The organism is Anabaena sp. FACHB-1237 (assembly GCF_014696225.1).
Lineage (GTDB): Bacteria > Cyanobacteriota > Cyanobacteriia > Cyanobacteriales > Nostocaceae > FACHB-1237.
This window is the reverse complement of sequence record NZ_JACJPV010000060.1, coordinates 1-18,232: the sequence shown is the minus strand read 5'-3', so window position 1 is coordinate 18,232 and position 18,232 is coordinate 1. Positions and strand designations below refer to the sequence as shown.

Below are 18,232 nucleotides of genomic sequence, written 5' to 3'. Positions count from 1 at the left end.
TGCGGTTATGACATACCGCGAGATTTTAATGGAGCTTTGGGGATTTTCCTCAAGGCAATGTGGGATACCACCTTTATCAACTCAGTTGGTAATGTTGTACTGGACATTCACGATATCTCAGATGTCACGGAATGTCTCGGTTAAAAGTATCAGGATATGACTGAATAGTATTTTTGTGTAGGGGCAATTCATGAATTGCTCCTACTTTAGAGGATGTCAACAGAAGTATGAGTTGTGATTGAGATATTTTGTAATTTTTCTGATATTCACTCGGATCAAGTTCTGGTGTTTGTGCTACTTACAGCAGTTTCGGTTATTATGAGGTACATATGTTAGTGATAAAACTTTTGTAGTGCGAGCATTTTGCTGTACTAATAGTGTACGTCATGTAGATGGAATGTGGTGCAAATATCTTAAATATCTTAAATGTCCTTGCTGTAAAAATAATTTACTGATATATTTTTTCTAGCTAAAATAAAGTTCTTTTCAGGGAAATAGGAATGTATTATGAAAACAGCAACATTAGCAAAGACTCAGGCGGTGTCATTTTTCCCTCGCTTTTTGGCAGCAGAAGAAGAACCACCAGAAACACTAATACTACCGACATAAGAGCAACTATTACCACTGCCGATATTTACTTTGAAGTGGCTTTCTGTTTGCGAAGATTTGTAAATAAGGTAAATTTGAGGTTCTAGAAATAGTAGGATAAAAAACTCAAGTTTGCTGATTGTTGTTGAATAAAATTTCTGCGATCTCTATTAACGTAAGTTGCTAGTTAAAAGTAATTGCTTTTATTGGTGTACTAAATCCCACCCTAACCCCCCAAGGTGGGCTGGCCTAAGTAAGAGATTGTTTAAAAAGTTTTACAAGGTGACTTTAGACGCTTAAAGTTTTTCCTTAACCCCCCAATAAGGGAAACTAGAGTCATAGTTCTCTCTTATTAAGAAGAAAATTTTTGATACATCTTGAGGGACTTTTAAAACATCTTTTAAGGCAAGCTAGGCGAATATAAAGAGTGATATTTATAATTAGTAATTTGGGTTATTGTTTACTTTCGTATAGAAATAATATTTGATTTATGAAAGGATACGTAGGGTGCGTCAGATGTTAAAAATCTGTTTATTAATAGAATTTATGAAGTCTGATGTACTCTACAATAGCTAATTTTTTCAAAAATCAAATATGAGTCCTATATCCCTGAATTATGGCTTTTAGAGGATGTTTGTAAAGTCTAAATTAACACAGAAATCAGCGATTATAAATCCCGTCTACACAGGGAAAACCTGCTTACGCAGGTTAAAAATCTTTGGTTTTTCCTTAGTCTACCCAGATAGGTGGTCACTGAGCCTGTGGAAGTGTGGACTTTGCCTGTATAGTGGCGATAGCGTAGCGTGGCCTAAGCCTTATGATATTCGCCCTATACTTTTAAAATATCCTCTTAGAAAGCTAATAGACGGGTGGCTATAAGAAATCGGGAATTTACAATTAAATAGGACTTACGCAAGTGTGACGCTAAAAAATCTGTTGAGTGGGTGTGTCAGATATCAACAATTTGGTTGTTTGTATGATTTATATTATCTGACGTAATTGGTGAGATGCATTTATTCTTTTCTTGGTCAAAAACTGTCACTAAACAATATTGTTAGGTCATTTAGTGGTAAGATGATCCAAGTAGGCAATAAAGGCAATAATTGTCAATTTTCAATCTCTTCCTGCCCCCATTTATCTAATACATCTTTAATTAAGACTTCCTCAACCCAAATTTTGGCAACTACAGTTAAAGGAAGTGCTAAAAATAAACCTAAAAAGCCAAAGAAAGTCACAAAAAATAATTGAGAAATTAAAGTTACTGCTGGTAATAGAGATACCTGATGAGCCATAACCATTGGTGTAATAAAATTGCTCTCAATTTGTTGAATGATAAAGTAAAGAACTAGCACGAATAAAGGTTTCCACGGAGAGTCTAAAAGAGCGATCGCCATTGCTGGTACAACACTCATCGTTGGACCCAAATTAGGAATTAAATTCATAAACCCTGCCAAAACACCCAAGGCCAAGGCAGCTTTTACCTGCAACACCCATAACCCGATCATACTCATTAAACCTACCACACCCACAGCGATAATTGCCCCAGTAGCCCACCGTTCTAAAGAAATTTCACACTTATCTAAAATTCCTGTAATTCGCTGCCGATAAAAAGAAGGAAATAACCTAACAAATACCTTTTCATAAGATTCTGGGTTCACTAAAAACATTCCAGTTAGCACCAAAACTAATAAGATTTTTAAAACAACTTCTAAAGAACCAGAAACAAAAGCAAAAGAATTTCCTAACAAGCGATTAAATAAAGGTTGTGCTTGTTCACTTAAACTATTTAGATCCGGTACATAAGGTAATAATTCTATGGGAATATGTGTTTTTTGTTCATCAATCCAAATATTTAAACGTTGAAAACCTTGGGGAACTTTATATGTTAATTCATGAAATTGTTGGATAAAAGGGGGTACAATTATCCAGAAAAAACAGACCATACTTAAAAAGAAAATCCCCACCGATATTAATACAGCATATCCTCGTTTTATTCGCAAACGCTGCAAAAATCGCGCTAGACGATTTAAAATTCCTGCTAACACAACAGCAGCAAATATCAACAACAAAACATCCCGTAGCTGCCATAGAATATATAGAGATATAACTAAAGTAATTAAACCTATCCATTGACCAAGATTCACAGGCTTCACTCCCACAGCTTGGTAATTTGTAATTTGTAATTTGTAATTTGACTATTTTATCACTTTTTAGTCCTTAACTTGCCAATCCCTGTGATATATTCTCCACAATAACACCATTGTCATCAATATAGTTGGTAATAACACCATCATTAAGACATTTGTGGGACTTTCTCTGATTGGGAAAATAGGAGCTACATCCTTAATTAATACTGATAGCAAAGCTGAGAGGATCAGCAACTTCAGCAAAAATCCTAATTGATTAGTAATCATGGTAAAATGTTATACACTGTTTTCCTGAGCGATCGCTTACTTAGATCAAAACTTTTTCCTAGTAGCATAAAATTGGCTTCTACAAAAATACCAGATTTCAGGACTTTTGGGCAATATTTATCGAAAAAGGACACAAAACTTCACGTCACAGACAGATCACCGAATTTTTCAAGAAGTGCGGTATATAGGATCTTGTTTATATGTTATAATTAGCGTATGGGAACAATATTTGATTTATAAAAAGATAGGTAGGGTGTGTGAGACTGCATAAATTCTATCAATCAACAGATTCATAATATCTGACGCACCCTACAATACCTAATTTTTTTGAAAATTAAAATATGATTCCTATATGTTATTTATATTATCAATAATTAGCATAATAGTTTTCTGCTTAAAAACATTTTTCTGAGAAAATTGATTGATATGTTTCCTAATTTCACGCAATTTGTTATTTCCATCCTGTTCATGTTTTTGGTTCTGACTATCAGATATTTATTAGTATCCTCTATTCTCTATTGGTTATTGTGGGTACGTCGTCCGCAGTCTTGGGAAATTCGCCGTTTGCATGATATGGACGAACGGAAAAGTAAAATCAAGAGTGAAATTAAATGGTCTTTGTGGTCATGTCTAGTTTTTGCCATACCCAGTGGATTTATGATGGAAATGATAGCATTAGGAAAAACAAAAGTTTACTTTAATTTAACCGAATATGATTGGTGGTATGTACCTATAAGTTTATTTGTCTATTTGTTTATCCACGACACATATTTTTATTGGACACATCGCTGGTTACATCTTCCCCCAATATATCGGCTTTTTCATAAAATTCACCATGAATCCATAAATCCCACACCTTGGACTTCTTTTTCTTTCGATCCGGTGGAAAGTATGATCACAGCAATTATCATTCCCATAATGGTTTTTATTATTCCCATTAATATTGGTGTATTGGCAATTTTACTAACATTAATGACCATGTTTGGAGTTGTCAATCACACTGGTTATGAAGTTTATCCTCTGTCCTGGATGCATGGTTTTTGGCAAGAAAATTGGATTACACCAACCCATCATAATTTACACCATCATAAGTTCAATTGTAATTATGGTCTTTATTTTCGTTTTTGGGATAGGTTAATGAATACGGATGTAATGATTGAAACGCCATTTATGATGCAGGGAGATAGTGGAGTGCTGAGTCAGGAGCGCACTTCGTGAAATCAAAAGTCAAAAGTTGATAAGCTAATGTGCAGCACTCACTGTATAATTAAAAAACCTGAAGTTACAGTAGCACAAGCATCTTGCTTGTATTAATTATTCAAGTTAAAGGCACAACAGCTTATTCTGACTTCCGACTCCCTGTAGGGGGTTCAATGAGAAGTAATAAACCCCTACTGACAGTTGACTCCTGACTCCTTTGTTGCGATATATTAAGTAATTTTAACTTTAGTAACAATACTGCACAAAGCAGAAAAGTTATGCTAGAGTGATGCCATGGTACAAAAAGGTTAGGAGTTAAGAAAGCACCCTAGCCTGAACGGAATTTTACTCATTAGAGTGTGTACCGCCTGCTCTAATGTCATAGCAATCAGGTTGATTTTGTTTGATTTTGTCGCTTCCTGTGAAAGTGTTTTCGCCTTAGTGTTCTCGTATCAACTTTACCAATATTGTCATTATATTGGAGGTGTGCAACTTCTCTGTGATAAATGCCTGTGTGGGATTCAGGAAGCATTGTTGAGATTAGATTTTGTGACTGATTGCTATGTGAGTCCACCTTATTTGTATAGATTGAAGTCAGGTTCATTATATTTGATTAGTTCATTTTCTAACCCTGGAACCGCTATAAACTACTGAGACTGATCTATCGTAGTTTATGGCGGTTTCTCATATTTAATTTATTTAATTTTTGAAAAAATTAGTATTGTATGGTGCGTCAGATATGACAAATATGTTTATTGATACAATTTATTGAGTCTGACTCACCCTACGTATGTTTTTATAGATAAAACCGCATTCCTATATAGTGGAATCAAAAAAATATATTTTGCGTCAGATGGTGATATAAGAATGAGAATATTATTTTCTCAGTTTCTATCAAGAACAATAATGAATTACACATCAATCAATTACTAATCAGTTACTAATTTATAGGAGATCAGTGTATGAAATTATCTTTACCGTTATTATCTCTGAGCAGTCTTGGTTTATCCTTGCTTTTAAGTAGTTTTACAGTTTCCGCTCAAGTTGTTGTTCCTACTATACCATCTGGTTCTTCCACTACAGTTCCCACGGGTTCAACTACAGTTCCCACAGGTTCAACGGCTAATAACAGTACCAGATTTAGTTGTCAATTTTATAATGGCAAGCATACAGTAATGTATCAACCACAAAGTAGGCCGGGACAGTATTTTGCTTGGGCTGCACCGCAAGCCTTGGGAGGAGGTTGGGACACTCAAAAACGTTGTGAAGCGATCGCTAGTCGTTTAGAATTATATCGTCCGGATGGTTTACAGGAATTACAAATTGCTGCAGAAAACCGAGAAAATATTATTTGCGTTACTACTCAAACTGTTCCTAGTTGTCGTATACTTTTAACTGTGCCACGTGGTAAAGATCCCTACGCTGTACGTAGTAGTGTATTTGATAATTTAGCGGCTGCTGATAATGGACAAGAAACTATTGCGGTGAATACTTATGGTAATCGTAATCCTGGAGGTGTACAAGGAATCTACAATATAGGACAAAGCGTGTTAGGTGGTAATAATAGGGTGAGTAATTCTCGTAGTGGGATTAATTTGAAACCTTATCTTGATCCTAAAGATGGTGGTACTGGCAGCAATTTGAAAAATGGGGCGGTAATTAGAAGTAATAATAGAAATGTTCAGCCTATTCGTTTAAATCCTGGGTTATTTCGTTAATTTTCTAGGAATTTGATGACTTACGCAAAACAGAGTAGGGGTAATTCATGAATTACCCTTAGGTAAAAATGAGGTCATAAATTTAACAAAAGTTTGTACTCACAAGTTGTCGTTTTAGCGTGTGTCAGGAATCAGAAATACTTACAGCACATTCCATCTACATGAGGTACACTGTGAACACAGCAAGATGCCTGTGTTACAAGGGTTTTATCATTAACATCTGTACCTTATAATAACGGAAACTGCTGTATCATAAATATTTGTAGCTTATCAAAAGGGAAACTACTGTATTTCTAGGGGTTTAGCATTGCTAAACCCCTACTTTCATTTTTATCCTGTATTGACTAATTAGGTGTAGTAGTTATTTTGGAGATAGATTTTTAAGATTAGTTAAAGACTAGTTAAAGACTAGTTATGCTTGTCAACAAATATATAGCTTGAGTAGTTAGTTACAACCTTAAAGATAGTAATGTTTAAAAAAAAATTGGTCAAGAAATAACTACTTATTGCTAATATTACAAACTTGTAATCTAGTCTTTAACGCACTCAGTAAGTTAGTTATCGTTATTAGGACTTACGCAAGTGTCACACTAAAAAATCTGTTGAGTGGGTGCGTTAGATATCAACAATTTGGTTATTTACAGGATTTATACTGTCGGACGTGGTTGATGTGCTTGTTGAACCACACCCTACCAATGTGCCAGTTCCGTAAGTCCTGGTTATGTTAAAAATTACGCGATTTACCCAATTAATAAACCTAAACAGGGTAAAATTACGTTTATAGTTACAAAATGACTAATTTATGCTATTTTAGTATGATAGATATTATGTAAATAAAAACGCACAGACAACTAACAGTACAACAATTAATATCTGGATTTGCCGAAATACTAAGATGTAGTTCAACCATCTTTCATCAAGGAAGGTTAGTGAATGTACATACAAGTAACAAATCAGGATGAGAAAATCACTAGTGAACAACTAGTTTCTAAATATCTACTTTGGAGAAAGTAACAAAGGTGGTAAATATGAGTACAAATACAGTGTTACAATTAGGCGATCGCATTCTATCACCAACCGAAGTGTTGCAACTATTGGCACAATATAATTTAGTACCACTATTACAGAAAGAAATAATCATTGATCAAGCCATAGAGAGTATTGAATATACTGCGGAAGAGGAAAAAATAGCCTGTGAACAAATAGCCCAACAGTATCAAGCAATGGGACAGCAAGCAATGAGTTCCCAAGAATTAAAAAATATAGCAATTAAACAATTGAAAATAGAAAAATTTAAACAAAAACAATGGGGAGAAGATATAAGTAACTATTTTTTTGAACGCAAACCTTTATTAGATAAGATCATGTATTCTCTGATTAGTACAAATAGTATTGGCATTGCCCAAGAAATCTATTTTAGGATTCAAGAAGGGGAACAATCTTTTGGAGAATTAGCTAGAAAATATTCCCAAGGACCAGAAGCACAAACAGATGGTTTAGTCGGACCAGTAGATTTACAATCTATACATCCTAGATTAAGAGCAGAATTATCCAGAAGTCAACCACAAAAATTATTACCTCCCATTACCATAAATAATAATATCATAGTGATTGTCAGATTAGAAAAACTTATTCCTGCTCAGTTAGATAGTCAAATGCGTCAAAGATTATTAAATGAAAAATTCAATTATTGGTTTCAAGAGCAAGTAAATAAACAAGAATGGCAGATTGGTAGTTCATAAATGCTTATTGATAATAGCTATGCGACTAATCTGTTTGTGTATTTTTTGTTAGCAATTGAGTAATTAAAGTCAAAAAAGATATGAGCTATACGAAAGAAGATTTTACAAAATTCCTGAGATCAATTCCTGGTTTTGATCAATTAGAAAATGAGGAAATTAACCGACTTATATCACCATCTATAATGCAGCCTTTAAAGTATAGAACAGGTGATAAAATGATTGGTAAGGAACAATTACCAGAAAGAATAGTAATTCTCTATGAAGGTAATGTGAGACTATTAGGATATCATCCCCAAAGTCAATTACCAATTACTTTAAAATTATTAGAACCAGGGGCAATAATAGGAGAAATCAGTTGGTTAAGGCAAATACCTTGTGAAACAGCGATCGCCTCCACGGATCCTGAAATAATTTGCTTAACTTTTAGGGCTGGAGATTATTTAGAACTACTAGCCAAAAACAGCAGCTTTGCTGAAATTAGACAAAATCAAAGTAGTTTAATCGAGATATTTGATTTAATTGGTCCACGCATTACTCAACAGGCTTTAGGTGATTATAATCTCAAGGACATTACTCAACAAGCAATCTCAGATGCCAGCATACACTATTTACCACCAGGTAAACATTCTTTAGATGAATTTTCCAGTGAAAAATTATGGTTTATTAGTAGTAATAATATTCCCGATTTTACAGCTGGTACAGTATTAGAAAATGCCGAAAATTCTCGCCTGGTAATTTCTGGTAAACAACCGATGCGCTTAGTGGGAATTAACCGAGAAGATTTAGAAATATCTAATGTTCAAAAAACAGACATAGAGGAATCAGGAAGTACCATAACTTTAGCAAAAGCGATAGACATTCCCTATGCAGAAGATACCCAATTTGTTACACCAGAAAATATAGGAAAAGCGCCTAAAAAACCACGCCAGAAATATGCATTTTTCCGGGGAGAAGGAGAAGTAAATTCTGTATTAGCTTGCTTTCAAATGTTAGCTAAACATTCAGAAATTCCCCTAAGAAAAGAAGTCATAAAACGCATTTTAGAAGATGCTGTGAGACGAAATGGTAATATTCCATTTCCCATATGTGGTTATGTAGCAGAATTAATTGGCTTAAAAGCCCAACTTGTGGATATTCCCACCGTAGTAATTAATCGTATTCCCACACCTGCGTTAATTAGTTATGGTGATAGTTATGCTGTCGTTTATGAAGTAGATGCCAATACAGTAGTATTAGGTGTACCGTCTCAAGGAATTATTTATCGCACACCTGCGGAATTAAGGGCAGAATTAAACAGCGATGAAAGTAGTTTACAACCACAAATCAAAGTCTTACTATTAAGCACCACTAAGGAAACACCACAACAGCGTTTTGGTTTAAGTTGGTTTTTGCCCTATCTATCTCGCTATCGGAGAGTATTGATAGAAGTATTTATTGCTTCCTTTTTTGTACAATTAGCAGCTTTAGCTAACCCCTTAGTTTTACAGTTAATTATTGATAAAGTTATTGTACAAAATAGTATTAATACTTTAAATATTTTAGGGGTATTATTATTAGCAGTAGCTTTATTTGAAGCAGTATTAACTACCTTGAGAACTTACTTATTTGTAGACACCACAAACCGCATAGATATGAGTTTGGGATCACAAATAATTGATCATTTATTGCGGCTACCATTAAGATATTTTGATCCGCGTTCAGTGGGGGAATTATCCACCAGAATTAACGAGTTAGAAAATATTAGACAATTCCTCACAGGTACAGCCTTAACAGTAGTATTAGATGCCTTATTTTCGGGTATTTATATTGTGGTGATGCTGTTTTATAGTTGGCAATTAACATTAGTAGCAGTAAGTACAATTCCCATATTTGTATTAGTTACTTTAGTTGCTGCACCAACTATGAGTAGACAGTTAAGAACTAAAGCCGAACGTAACGCTGCCACTCAATCTTATTTAGTGGAAGTAATGTCTGGTATTCAAACAGTAAAAGCCCAAAATATTGAATTTAGATCCCGTAATTCTTGGCAGAAAAAATATGCCCAATTTGTGGCGGCAGGTTTTAAAACAGTAATTACTTCTACCTTAGCTAGTTCTACCAGTCAATTTTTGAGTAAACTAAGCGCCCTATTAGTATTATGGGTAGGTGCTTATTTGGTTCTCCAAAAAGATTTAACACTAGGTGAATTAATTGCCTTTAGAATTATCTCCGGTTACGTGACTACCCCTATTTTACGATTAGCACAAATTTGGCAAACCTTCCAAGAAACTGGACTTTCTTTAGAAAGATTAAGTGATATTGTAGATACACCCCAAGAAGCAGAAATAGATAGAAATAATATTGCCTTACCTCCTATTATTGGGGCAATAAAATATGACAATGTGTGCTTTAGATTTAAACCATCAGGACCATTACAATTAACTAATGTGAGTTTAGAATTTAAGGCAGGACAATTTATAGGAATTGTGGGACAAAGTGGTTCAGGCAAAAGTACCATGATGAAATTACTGTTAAGATTGTATGATGTAGAATCAGGAAGAATTTTAATTGATGATTATGACATTTCTAAAGTAGAACTTTATTCATTAAGGAGACAAATTGGAGTAGTTCCTCAAGATACTTTATTATTTGATGGTACAGTGGAGGAAAACATCGCCTTAACTAACCCAGAAGCCACCACAGAACAAGTAATTGCTGCTGCGAAAATAGCAGTTGCCCATGATTTTATTATGGGTTTACCTAACGGGTATAATACAAGAGTAGGAGAAAAAGGTTCAAATTTATCAGGAGGACAAAGACAAAGAATAGCGATCGCTCGATCTGTGTTACAAAAACCTAAACTATTAGTATTAGATGAAGCTACCAGTGCCTTGGACTATCCCACAGAAAAACAAATTTGTTTAAACCTAGCCCAAAGCTTTAAAGGTAGTACAGTTTTCTTCATTACCCACCGATTAAATACTGTAAGTAATGCTGATACCATAGTAGTTATGGATAATAGCCGAGTTTTAGAACAAGGTACACATCAACAACTCATGGCAGAAAAAGGACATTATTACTATCTCTATAAACAACAAGAAGCTATCTTTTAAACATCCCCTACCTTGCAAATACTGACCAAGACTAATAATGCTGAATTAGAAATAGTAAACTCCTCTGAAACTCTGCGCCTCTGCGTGAGAAAAAATCCCACTCTTAAACAGCAAAACCTCATCAATAACCCCCTAATTTACCAATATTATGACTCAACTTAACAGCAACCCAAGAAACGGCAGAAATGGCCATCATCAAAATCATGATCTAGCTGAAGATTCGCAAATTTTGATGTCTACAAAAGCCCAGGTAAAAAGAGGAAATAACAATTTTGACAGTCAATTTGATCAACAAGTGGTGTTAAGACAATCACCAATTTGGTCACGAGCAATTATGATTTCTCTCATGGGAGTAGCTTGTTTTGGTATTGGTTGGGCTTGTTTAGCGAAAATAGAACAGGTAGTACCAGCCGTAGGACAATTAAAACCAGAAGCAGCGGTAAAAGAGGTACAAGCTCCTATTAATGGCGTTGTTAAGACAGTGTATATTAAAGATGGTCAAGCCGTAAAACCAGGAGATTTGTTATTAACATTTGAGTCTGTAGCTACAATAGCCGAATTAAACTCATTAAATAAAATTCGGAATGCCTTAATTAAAGAAAATGAAATTTATCGAAAATTAATGTTAGTCAGTCAAGGAACAGCATCAGAATTAGAATTTTTAACCAGTAAACTTCCTCCGGACATTGCATTTTTACTCAAAAGTCGTAGTAGTTTAGTAGCAGGAAATCAATTATTACGTTCTCAATTAGGAAATCAGGTAATTACGCCAGGAGTAGGAATAGATGAAGAAGAATTATTAGCTGTCACTAAAAAAGAATTAGATTCGCGTTCCAAAGCCGCAGATTTAGAAGTAGAAAAAACCAGAAAACAACTCGCACAAACCCAGGTGAAATTAAACGACACTAAAAATAGTCTAGCCATCCAAACCAAGATATTAAATAAAATCAAAACAATAGCTGAAGAAGGTGGTATTTCTCAAATACAATATTTGAACCAACAGCAAGAAGTACAAAATAAGATTGCTGAAGTTGCCCAATTGCAAGAAGAGGAAAAAAGACTCAAATTTGATATAGAAAAAAGAAAAGAAGAACTTACTAACACCGTAGCATCTTCTGATAAAACCATCCTGGAAAAAATTGGCAGTAATAAACAAAGAATTGCGGAAATTGACAGTCAATTTATGAGAATTATCCTCGATAATGAACAGAAATTAGCAGAAACAAATAGTAAAATATCCCAAACACAGTTGAACGTTAAATATCAAGAACTTCGCGCCCCAGTATCAGGAACAATTTTTGATCTACAAGCAAAAAATCCAGGTTTTGTGGCTAATTATAATCAAAAATTACTGCAAATTGTCCCTGTTGATAATCTCATAGCCGAAGTTTTCATTACTAATAAAGACATTGGTTTTGTCAGGAAAGGAATGAAAGTAGATGTGAGAATAGACTCCTTCCCATTTAGTGAATTTGGGGATATTAAAGGCGAATTAGTGGATATTGCTTCTGACGCTTTACCTCCAGATCAAACCCATCAATTTTACCGATTTCCTGCTAGGGTAAAATTAAGTCAACAATATTTAAAACTGCAAGGTCGGCAAATTAGTTTACAGTCGGGGATGTCTATTACTGCTAATATTAAAGTACGAGAAGAACGTACAGTTATGAGTTTATTTACTGAACTATTCACTAAACAAGTGGAAAGTTTGCAAGAGGTTAGATAATTTAGTTGATTTGTAAAATATAATCCCAAAATAATCCCAAAGGTCAAATCCCCTACTTTTCCAAGAAGTAGGGGATATTATTATTAATATTAAGCTAATGTGCAGCACTCACTGTATAATTAAAAAACATGAAGTTACAGTAGCACAAGCATCTTGCTTGTATTAATTATTCAAGTTAAAGGTACAACAGCTTAATGTTTTACTGCAAATTTTAAATATGTTCCCCCCAAACCTTCTACTATTGTTCTCGTATTAGCATCCATCATTTTTTGATAAGTTTCTCCATCGCTATTAACCTCTCCTAAACCATCAATATATAATGGTCTAGGAAATAATCTTACATTGGCTTTTTTAGACACTGCTGTGAGAGAATTAAGGCTAATAGTTGTATCAGCAAAAATTGTTGGTACTTTGCTTTTTTTAATATTTTCTGCTACATTATCAATATTTACATCCGTAGTTTTACTAATATTTTTATACGGTAAATTATAGGCATTAACATAATAAATCATTGCAGTATTGGTTGTTAATAATTGGCGGTTTTTATTAGGAATACTATCTAATCTAGTTTTTACCCAACTATTAAGTTGTGATAATTCTTGATTAATTTTATTTGCATTTTCATTATATAAATTAGCATTTTTAGGAAATGTTTTCCCCAGGTTATCATTAATAATATATACCATTTTCATGGCGTTTTTAACATTATGCCAAATATGGGGCTCTGGTACTTCTTGACCATTTTTTTTGAATTTAATGGGACTTTTTACCGCAATTTCAGCCACAGGAATTTTAGGAATATTATTTTCTGTAGTTCTAATCATCTTAGTTAGTCCCGGATCAAAATTATAACCATGATATAAAATTAATTTAGCCTGATCTATAGCTTGTTTATCTTCTGGTACTGATTGATAATTGATGGGGTTAATACCAGGAGGAATTAAACATATTAAATTAATAGTTTTTGCAGCAATTTGTTTAGTTAAATCACAAATTATACTATTAGTAGCTACTACCACAGGTAAATTATTACTATTGAGATTTTGAGATTTACTATAAATATTGTTATTAGTATTTTTCTGGTTACAGCCCACAATTGTTAAAATTAAACTGATGATAGTTATATTTAATATTCCCTTAAATGTTGTTTTTTTCAACATAATCAAAAATTTATGAATATTATGAGTTAAGTTAAGATCCCGGACTTCTTAAAGAAGTCCGGGATCTAGAAGTCCGGGATCTAAAAGAATAGTTGGAAATTAGTTTGCAGACAATTGGCACAATTACAGCCAGATTGATCGATAATTGAATGTGTATTTTGATTAATTTGATTAGTGGTAATATCTAATTGTGATATTGATGAAATAGAGTGATTTTCCCATGGAGAACCATAGCTAGGATTGACTAAAAATAGTAAAGATGCTAAAAATGCAGGAATAGCTAATAATATCTGTTTGATGGTTTTCATAATTCATGTTTAAACACTCCTTTTGATTATATATAAAAGATTAACGAATTTTTTTACCTACAAGAATTTCTCGCACTTCCAACATAGCAGAATAGGTAGGGAGAATGTGCAAAGTTTCCGTCGTGGGAGTATGTTCCAAAGCAGTAGCGATCGCTTTATGCAAATCTGGTTCTACAATGAGATTGACACCACTATCCAGAGACTTTTGACTATAACGTAAACGTAAAGCCATATCATACACGCGATCGCCACTCACGATCAAAGTTCCTCCTCTTTCTACCAACTTTTCCGTATCCACATCCCAGATCCATGATACATCAGTTCCGTCCGGAGTGCGATCATTCAAAACCAACAAAGTGGTTTGATCATTACTTTCAGTGACTACCCTAATAGTTTCATTTGTTCCCACAGGGTTTTTAGATAATAAAATTCTCACTTTTTTACCATCAATAATTAAATCTTCCGCACGGCCAAAAGCAGCTTGAAAATTCTCAATTGTATCCTTAATTATTACCTCATCAATCCCTAATTCCTTAGCCGCAGTCACAGCAGCTAAAGTATTATATTTGTTATATAAACCCACTAGAATTTGTGGCCATTCCCGACTTTCTAAACTGGGTTTACTTTTAGTGAAACCGCAACTAGGACAGGTAAAATCTCCCAAATGTGACAAATAAACCCCTTGATATTCTAAAGAATGTCCACAGCGAGGACAATAAATAGAATCTACAGCGTGAGGAATAGCTTCTAAATAACTTTCTGGTTCATTTAACCCAAAGAAAACCACTCTTTGTGATAATTGTTGACCTAAATTTGATAAAGTCGGATCATCAGCATTAGGAATAACTACAGTATTATCTGGTAAAGTAGAAATAACCTGAGTCCAACGTTTACTAATAGTATCAACTTCCCCATATCTATCTAACTGATCTCGGAATAAATTTAAACATAAAATTACACGAGGTTGAAGAGGTTTTAAAACTTTAGGAACAATATTTTCATCAACTTCTAAAATTGCATAATCTACGTTTAACTTACCTAAAAAATTGGCACTTTCTATTAAAGCAGTAGCTAAACCATTTTCTAAATTTGCTCCTGTAGAATTATGGGAAATTTTATAACCTTTACCTTTTAAAATACTACATAAAAGTAAAGCGGTTGTTGTTTTTCCATTAGTTCCTGCAATGAGAATTACCCCATTTTTTACTTGTTGACTGAGTAATTGTAACAAATTTGGGGCTATTTTTCGAGCTATTGCACCTGGTAATACACTAGCAGCACCAATATTGAGCGATCGCACTAAAAACGTGATACTTTTTGCTATGGATACAGCCAAACCTAAACGTAATTTATTCATCAATCTTATCTTTTTACCTACAACAATAAATTAGCCATGATTTATAAATGAAAATTGAATTTTACCAGTTTAGGAAATATCCTGGAGAAATATTTGAGCAATATTTGAGAAATATTTATATGAACAAACTGGAAAATAGCCAACAATGTAATAATATATATCCTATCTAAGTAACCAAATTCAGCATAAACTTAGGAAAAATCACAACTTCAAAGGTTCATATTGATGAATAGCATAAACTGGCTTCATTTACAAACTAAAATAACAGCTAATTGGCAAAAATTAGTTGCAAAATCTCTCATGTTGCTAATGTGCTTATTCATAATTGGCATACAACCAGCATCAGCAGGCATTAAAGATGATAAGTATGACGGTAACATCTTCGTAGTTTATGCTGGTAATGGCTCACTAGTTCCTGCAAAAGAAACTTTAGCTCAAGCATTAGCAGAACATCGTTCAGTAATTATACCATACTACATAGACGATAGTAAAGATTGCAAAGAATATGCTCCCATAATCTCAGAAATTCAAGCATTTTATGGCCGTGCAGCGGAAATTATCCCTGTGAGTGTTGATACCCTATTTCCTAACCAAAAATACCAACCCACAGAACCGGGATACTACTACTCTGGTGCAGTGCCACAAATAGTGATATTTGATCAATCTGGTCAGGTAGTATTCAATAAAAAAGGAAAAGTACCCTTTGAAGAAATAGATGATAAATTGCGTGAAGTATTCAACCTACTACCACGTACTGAATCATTAGAGTTAAAACGTCGTTCATCTAAACAGTTTAGTAGTCAATTAGAAGAGCAATAACATAATTAAATCCTGATAATAACCTTGAATTATGTTTTTTAGGACTTACGCAAGTGTCACATCACAAATCTGATGTAAGGTGTGGTTTGACAACCTCATCAACCACGTCAGACAGCATAAATCACGTAAATAAGCAAATCCTTGATATCTGACGCACCCTACTAATGTACCAGTTGCGTAAGTCCTGTTTTTATGACTAAGCTGATGTGAAGCTATATGGTTCTTGCTGAAAAACCTAAAATCACAGTAGTGCAAGCATCTTGCTTGCATCCATTATCCAAATTAAAAGCACAACAGTTGATTTCATAATTCAAGGATCTGAATTTACAGGTTAGTTAAATATGATACGACATTTTTAATTTATTTCCTAGATAATTTCCTCATAAATAAAGAGGAGATACTAAAAATCAATAATAACCATCAATAATATTACTATTTATCAATTGTAAATTATCAATTAATAAGGAGTGGCAATGCCAAAAATTTATAATACTCAGGAATTAATCGAAATCTTAGAAAGTGAACGTCAAGCCTGTTTAAAAGGACAACGTTTAAAATTAGAAATATCCGTTTCTGGAAACTCAGTGATAGATCCATTTATCAAAACTGAAGGCTTACAAAGATTTACAGCTTATCAAGATTTCAAAACCTCAATTCATCAATATCAACAACAACATCAAGTATCAGGAATTATCTGGCAAACTATCACAATTAAAGGCAAAAATCTACATTATCCAGAAATTGATAGTCAATTAATAGCCTTAAAAAGTGACTTAGAAATTTTGCAAAAAGCGAAAAAATCAATCGTTGAATTTTGGTATTCAGTAACCAATGATATGGAATTGTATTTGAGTTTCAGTAATGGTAAAAAACATGAAAAAATCAGCAAAATAGATATAGAAAGAATTAATAAAAGAACAGAATGGGCAAATTTAATCAAGTGGGAAAATCACAACTTTTTAGAAATTATCCTGCAATTAGGATGGGGAAAACCAGAAGAAGCAACCTATAAAACAGGAAGACCTCATTCTGGTAGTGAATTTATTCATGCAGTGAACCCAGGACATTATCCCATAGGGTAAAAATTAGGGAGTCAGGAGTCGGGAATGGAGAGTCGGGAGAATAATATTTTACCCAATTACCAATCACCTATTAAAATCTACCAATGTAATGCAATCCTAAAATAACACCAGCACCTAAAATATGACCAAAACAAAGAGTTGCTAAAACTGCTGGTAGGCCAAAACCAGCGAAAAATTTAGAAGATGGTAATTCTGGACCAGAATAAGGATATTGAATCTTAAACCTACCCACAGTCATAGCAAAAATATTGGCAAGAATCATAATAATGCCAATAGTAGGACTCCATTGTAAAGGTGCAGTAGCAGTAGCTATTAAGGTTGAAGTTAACACCTAATTTACTCCTCAAATTTTTCTATCTTTGAGAATATAATCTAAATATTTACTCATAAAAATCTATATCATGGTTTACTTTACAGATAATTGTTAGATAATTTTAGGATTATTTTAAGGATTATTTTAAGGATTACAGAACTTACGCAACTGGCACATTGGTAGGGTGTGGTTCGACAAGCTCACCAACCACGTCAGACAGTATAAATCATGTAAATAACCAAATTATTGATATCTGATGCACCCTACAAAATTAAAACAGTCATAAGTCGGTACAATAGTGTACCACCGACCATAAGTAATAACTTTGTTACTATTATTACCAGTATTTTCCTAAAAAGAAGACATTGTTACAATATTAAGAGTAGATTTACAAAAAAGTTTACGAAAAAATAAAGCCTGTAAACCTTACTATATATAGGTTTTATCATTGAGGCAGAGAAATATTTCCAAAAATATTAAAAAATATTACGAAAACCCCTTTACAAAACTAAACATTTATCTTAGGATAAACTCATGAGGTAGAAACACCTACCAAAACATACATACATAAACCGCAATTATAAAAACAATGACCACAGCAATCCAGCAGCGCCAAAGCGCGAACATCTGGGATAGATTCTGTGAATTTATCACCAGCACCAACAATCGTTTATACATCGGCTGGTTCGGCGTATTAATGATCCCAACCCTAC

General features: G+C 33.7%; 12 protein-coding genes and 1 pseudogene. 8 read left to right on the top strand and 5 right to left on the bottom strand.

The window, feature by feature from the left end; genetic code table 11:
- Positions 1-1,694 precede the first annotated feature (1,694 nt).
- Positions 1,695-2,732 carry an AI-2E family transporter gene (locus tag H6F32_RS18850; RefSeq protein WP_190370821.1) on the bottom strand — a complete coding sequence of 346 codons (1,038 nt, stop codon included), beginning with the start codon at positions 2,730-2,732 and terminating at the stop codon, positions 1,695-1,697.
- 738 nt (positions 2,733-3,470) lie between these two features.
- On the opposite strand from H6F32_RS18850, the gene H6F32_RS18845 reads away from it, so the two are divergent.
- The 5 genes from H6F32_RS18845 (at position 3,471) to H6F32_RS18825 (ending at position 12,480) form a co-directional block, all read left to right on the top strand.
- Positions 3,471-4,220 (top strand): sterol desaturase family protein, encoded by a 750-nt coding sequence (locus H6F32_RS18845; RefSeq protein ID WP_242031188.1) that lies wholly within the window; start codon positions 3,471-3,473, stop codon positions 4,218-4,220.
- A gap of 944 nt (positions 4,221-5,164) precedes the next feature.
- A complete protein-coding gene (locus H6F32_RS18840; RefSeq protein WP_190370819.1) occupies positions 5,165-5,920 on the top strand; it encodes a COP23 domain-containing protein in 756 nt (251 codons plus the stop codon).
- Positions 5,921-6,948: 1,028 nt separating this feature from the next.
- Positions 6,949-7,662 carry a peptidylprolyl isomerase gene (locus H6F32_RS18835; protein ID WP_190370818.1) on the top strand — a complete coding sequence of 238 codons (714 nt, stop codon included), beginning with the start codon at positions 6,949-6,951 and terminating at the stop codon, positions 7,660-7,662.
- Positions 7,663-7,742: 80 nt separating this feature from the next.
- Entirely contained in the window at positions 7,743-10,754 is a 3,012-nt protein-coding gene (locus H6F32_RS18830) for a peptidase domain-containing ABC transporter (RefSeq protein ID WP_190370817.1), read from the top strand.
- A 148-nt stretch (positions 10,755-10,902) separates the two neighbouring features.
- Complete coding sequence (locus tag H6F32_RS18825; RefSeq protein WP_190370816.1) at positions 10,903-12,480, top strand: HlyD family efflux transporter periplasmic adaptor subunit; 1,578 nt, start codon at positions 10,903-10,905, stop codon at positions 12,478-12,480.
- 191 nt (positions 12,481-12,671) lie between these two features.
- On the opposite strand, the gene H6F32_RS18820 is transcribed toward H6F32_RS18825, so the two are convergent.
- From H6F32_RS18820 to H6F32_RS18810, 3 genes are all read right to left on the bottom strand, one after another.
- Positions 12,672-13,640 (bottom strand): metal ABC transporter solute-binding protein, Zn/Mn family, encoded by a 969-nt coding sequence (locus H6F32_RS18820; protein ID WP_190370815.1) that lies wholly within the window; start codon positions 13,638-13,640, stop codon positions 12,672-12,674.
- An 80-nt stretch (positions 13,641-13,720) separates the two neighbouring features.
- Positions 13,721-13,948, bottom strand: coding sequence for a hypothetical protein (locus H6F32_RS18815; RefSeq protein ID WP_190370814.1), 228 nt, complete (start codon positions 13,946-13,948; stop codon positions 13,721-13,723).
- 40 nt (positions 13,949-13,988) lie between these two features.
- A complete protein-coding gene (locus tag H6F32_RS18810) occupies positions 13,989-15,305 on the bottom strand; it encodes a Mur ligase family protein (protein ID WP_190370813.1) in 1,317 nt (438 codons plus the stop codon).
- 225 nt (positions 15,306-15,530) lie between these two features.
- On the opposite strand from H6F32_RS18810, the gene H6F32_RS18805 reads away from it, so the two are divergent.
- Positions 15,531-16,124, top strand: a complete 594-nt coding sequence (locus tag H6F32_RS18805) for a thylakoid membrane photosystem I accumulation factor (protein ID WP_190370812.1) — start codon at positions 15,531-15,533, stop codon at positions 16,122-16,124.
- A gap of 473 nt (positions 16,125-16,597) precedes the next feature.
- Entirely contained in the window at positions 16,598-17,206 is a 609-nt protein-coding gene (locus H6F32_RS18800; RefSeq protein ID WP_190370811.1) for a hypothetical protein, read from the top strand.
- A 70-nt stretch (positions 17,207-17,276) separates the two neighbouring features.
- On the opposite strand, the gene psaK is transcribed toward H6F32_RS18800, so the two are convergent.
- Positions 17,277-17,537, bottom strand: a complete 261-nt coding sequence (gene psaK / locus H6F32_RS18795; protein WP_190370810.1) for a photosystem I reaction center subunit PsaK — start codon at positions 17,535-17,537, stop codon at positions 17,277-17,279.
- Positions 17,538-18,108: 571 nt separating this feature from the next.
- Between psaK and H6F32_RS18790 the strand changes: the two are divergent.
- A pseudogene (locus tag H6F32_RS18790) lies at positions 18,109-18,232 on the top strand (photosystem II q(b) protein); the annotation flags it as partial.

Excerpts from the sequence above, each read along its gene's own strand:
- H6F32_RS18845 (WP_242031188.1), top strand. The coding sequence starts at position 3,471 with ATGTTTTTGGTTCTGACTATCAGATATTTATTAGTATCCTCTATTCTC.
- H6F32_RS18840 (WP_190370819.1), top strand. The coding sequence starts at position 5,165 with ATGAAATTATCTTTACCGTTATTATCTCTGAGCAGTCTTGGTTTATCC.
- H6F32_RS18835 (WP_190370818.1), top strand. The coding sequence starts at position 6,949 with ATGAGTACAAATACAGTGTTACAATTAGGCGATCGCATTCTATCACCA.
- H6F32_RS18830 (WP_190370817.1), top strand. The coding sequence starts at position 7,743 with ATGAGCTATACGAAAGAAGATTTTACAAAATTCCTGAGATCAATTCCT.
- H6F32_RS18825 (WP_190370816.1), top strand. The coding sequence starts at position 10,903 with ATGACTCAACTTAACAGCAACCCAAGAAACGGCAGAAATGGCCATCAT.
- H6F32_RS18820 (WP_190370815.1), bottom strand. The coding sequence starts at position 13,640 with ATGTTGAAAAAAACAACATTTAAGGGAATATTAAATATAACTATCATC.
- H6F32_RS18815 (WP_190370814.1), bottom strand. The coding sequence starts at position 13,948 with ATGAAAACCATCAAACAGATATTATTAGCTATTCCTGCATTTTTAGCA.
- H6F32_RS18810 (WP_190370813.1), bottom strand. The coding sequence starts at position 15,305 with ATGAATAAATTACGTTTAGGTTTGGCTGTATCCATAGCAAAAAGTATC.
- H6F32_RS18805 (WP_190370812.1), top strand. The coding sequence starts at position 15,531 with ATGAATAGCATAAACTGGCTTCATTTACAAACTAAAATAACAGCTAAT.
- H6F32_RS18800 (WP_190370811.1), top strand. The coding sequence starts at position 16,598 with ATGCCAAAAATTTATAATACTCAGGAATTAATCGAAATCTTAGAAAGT.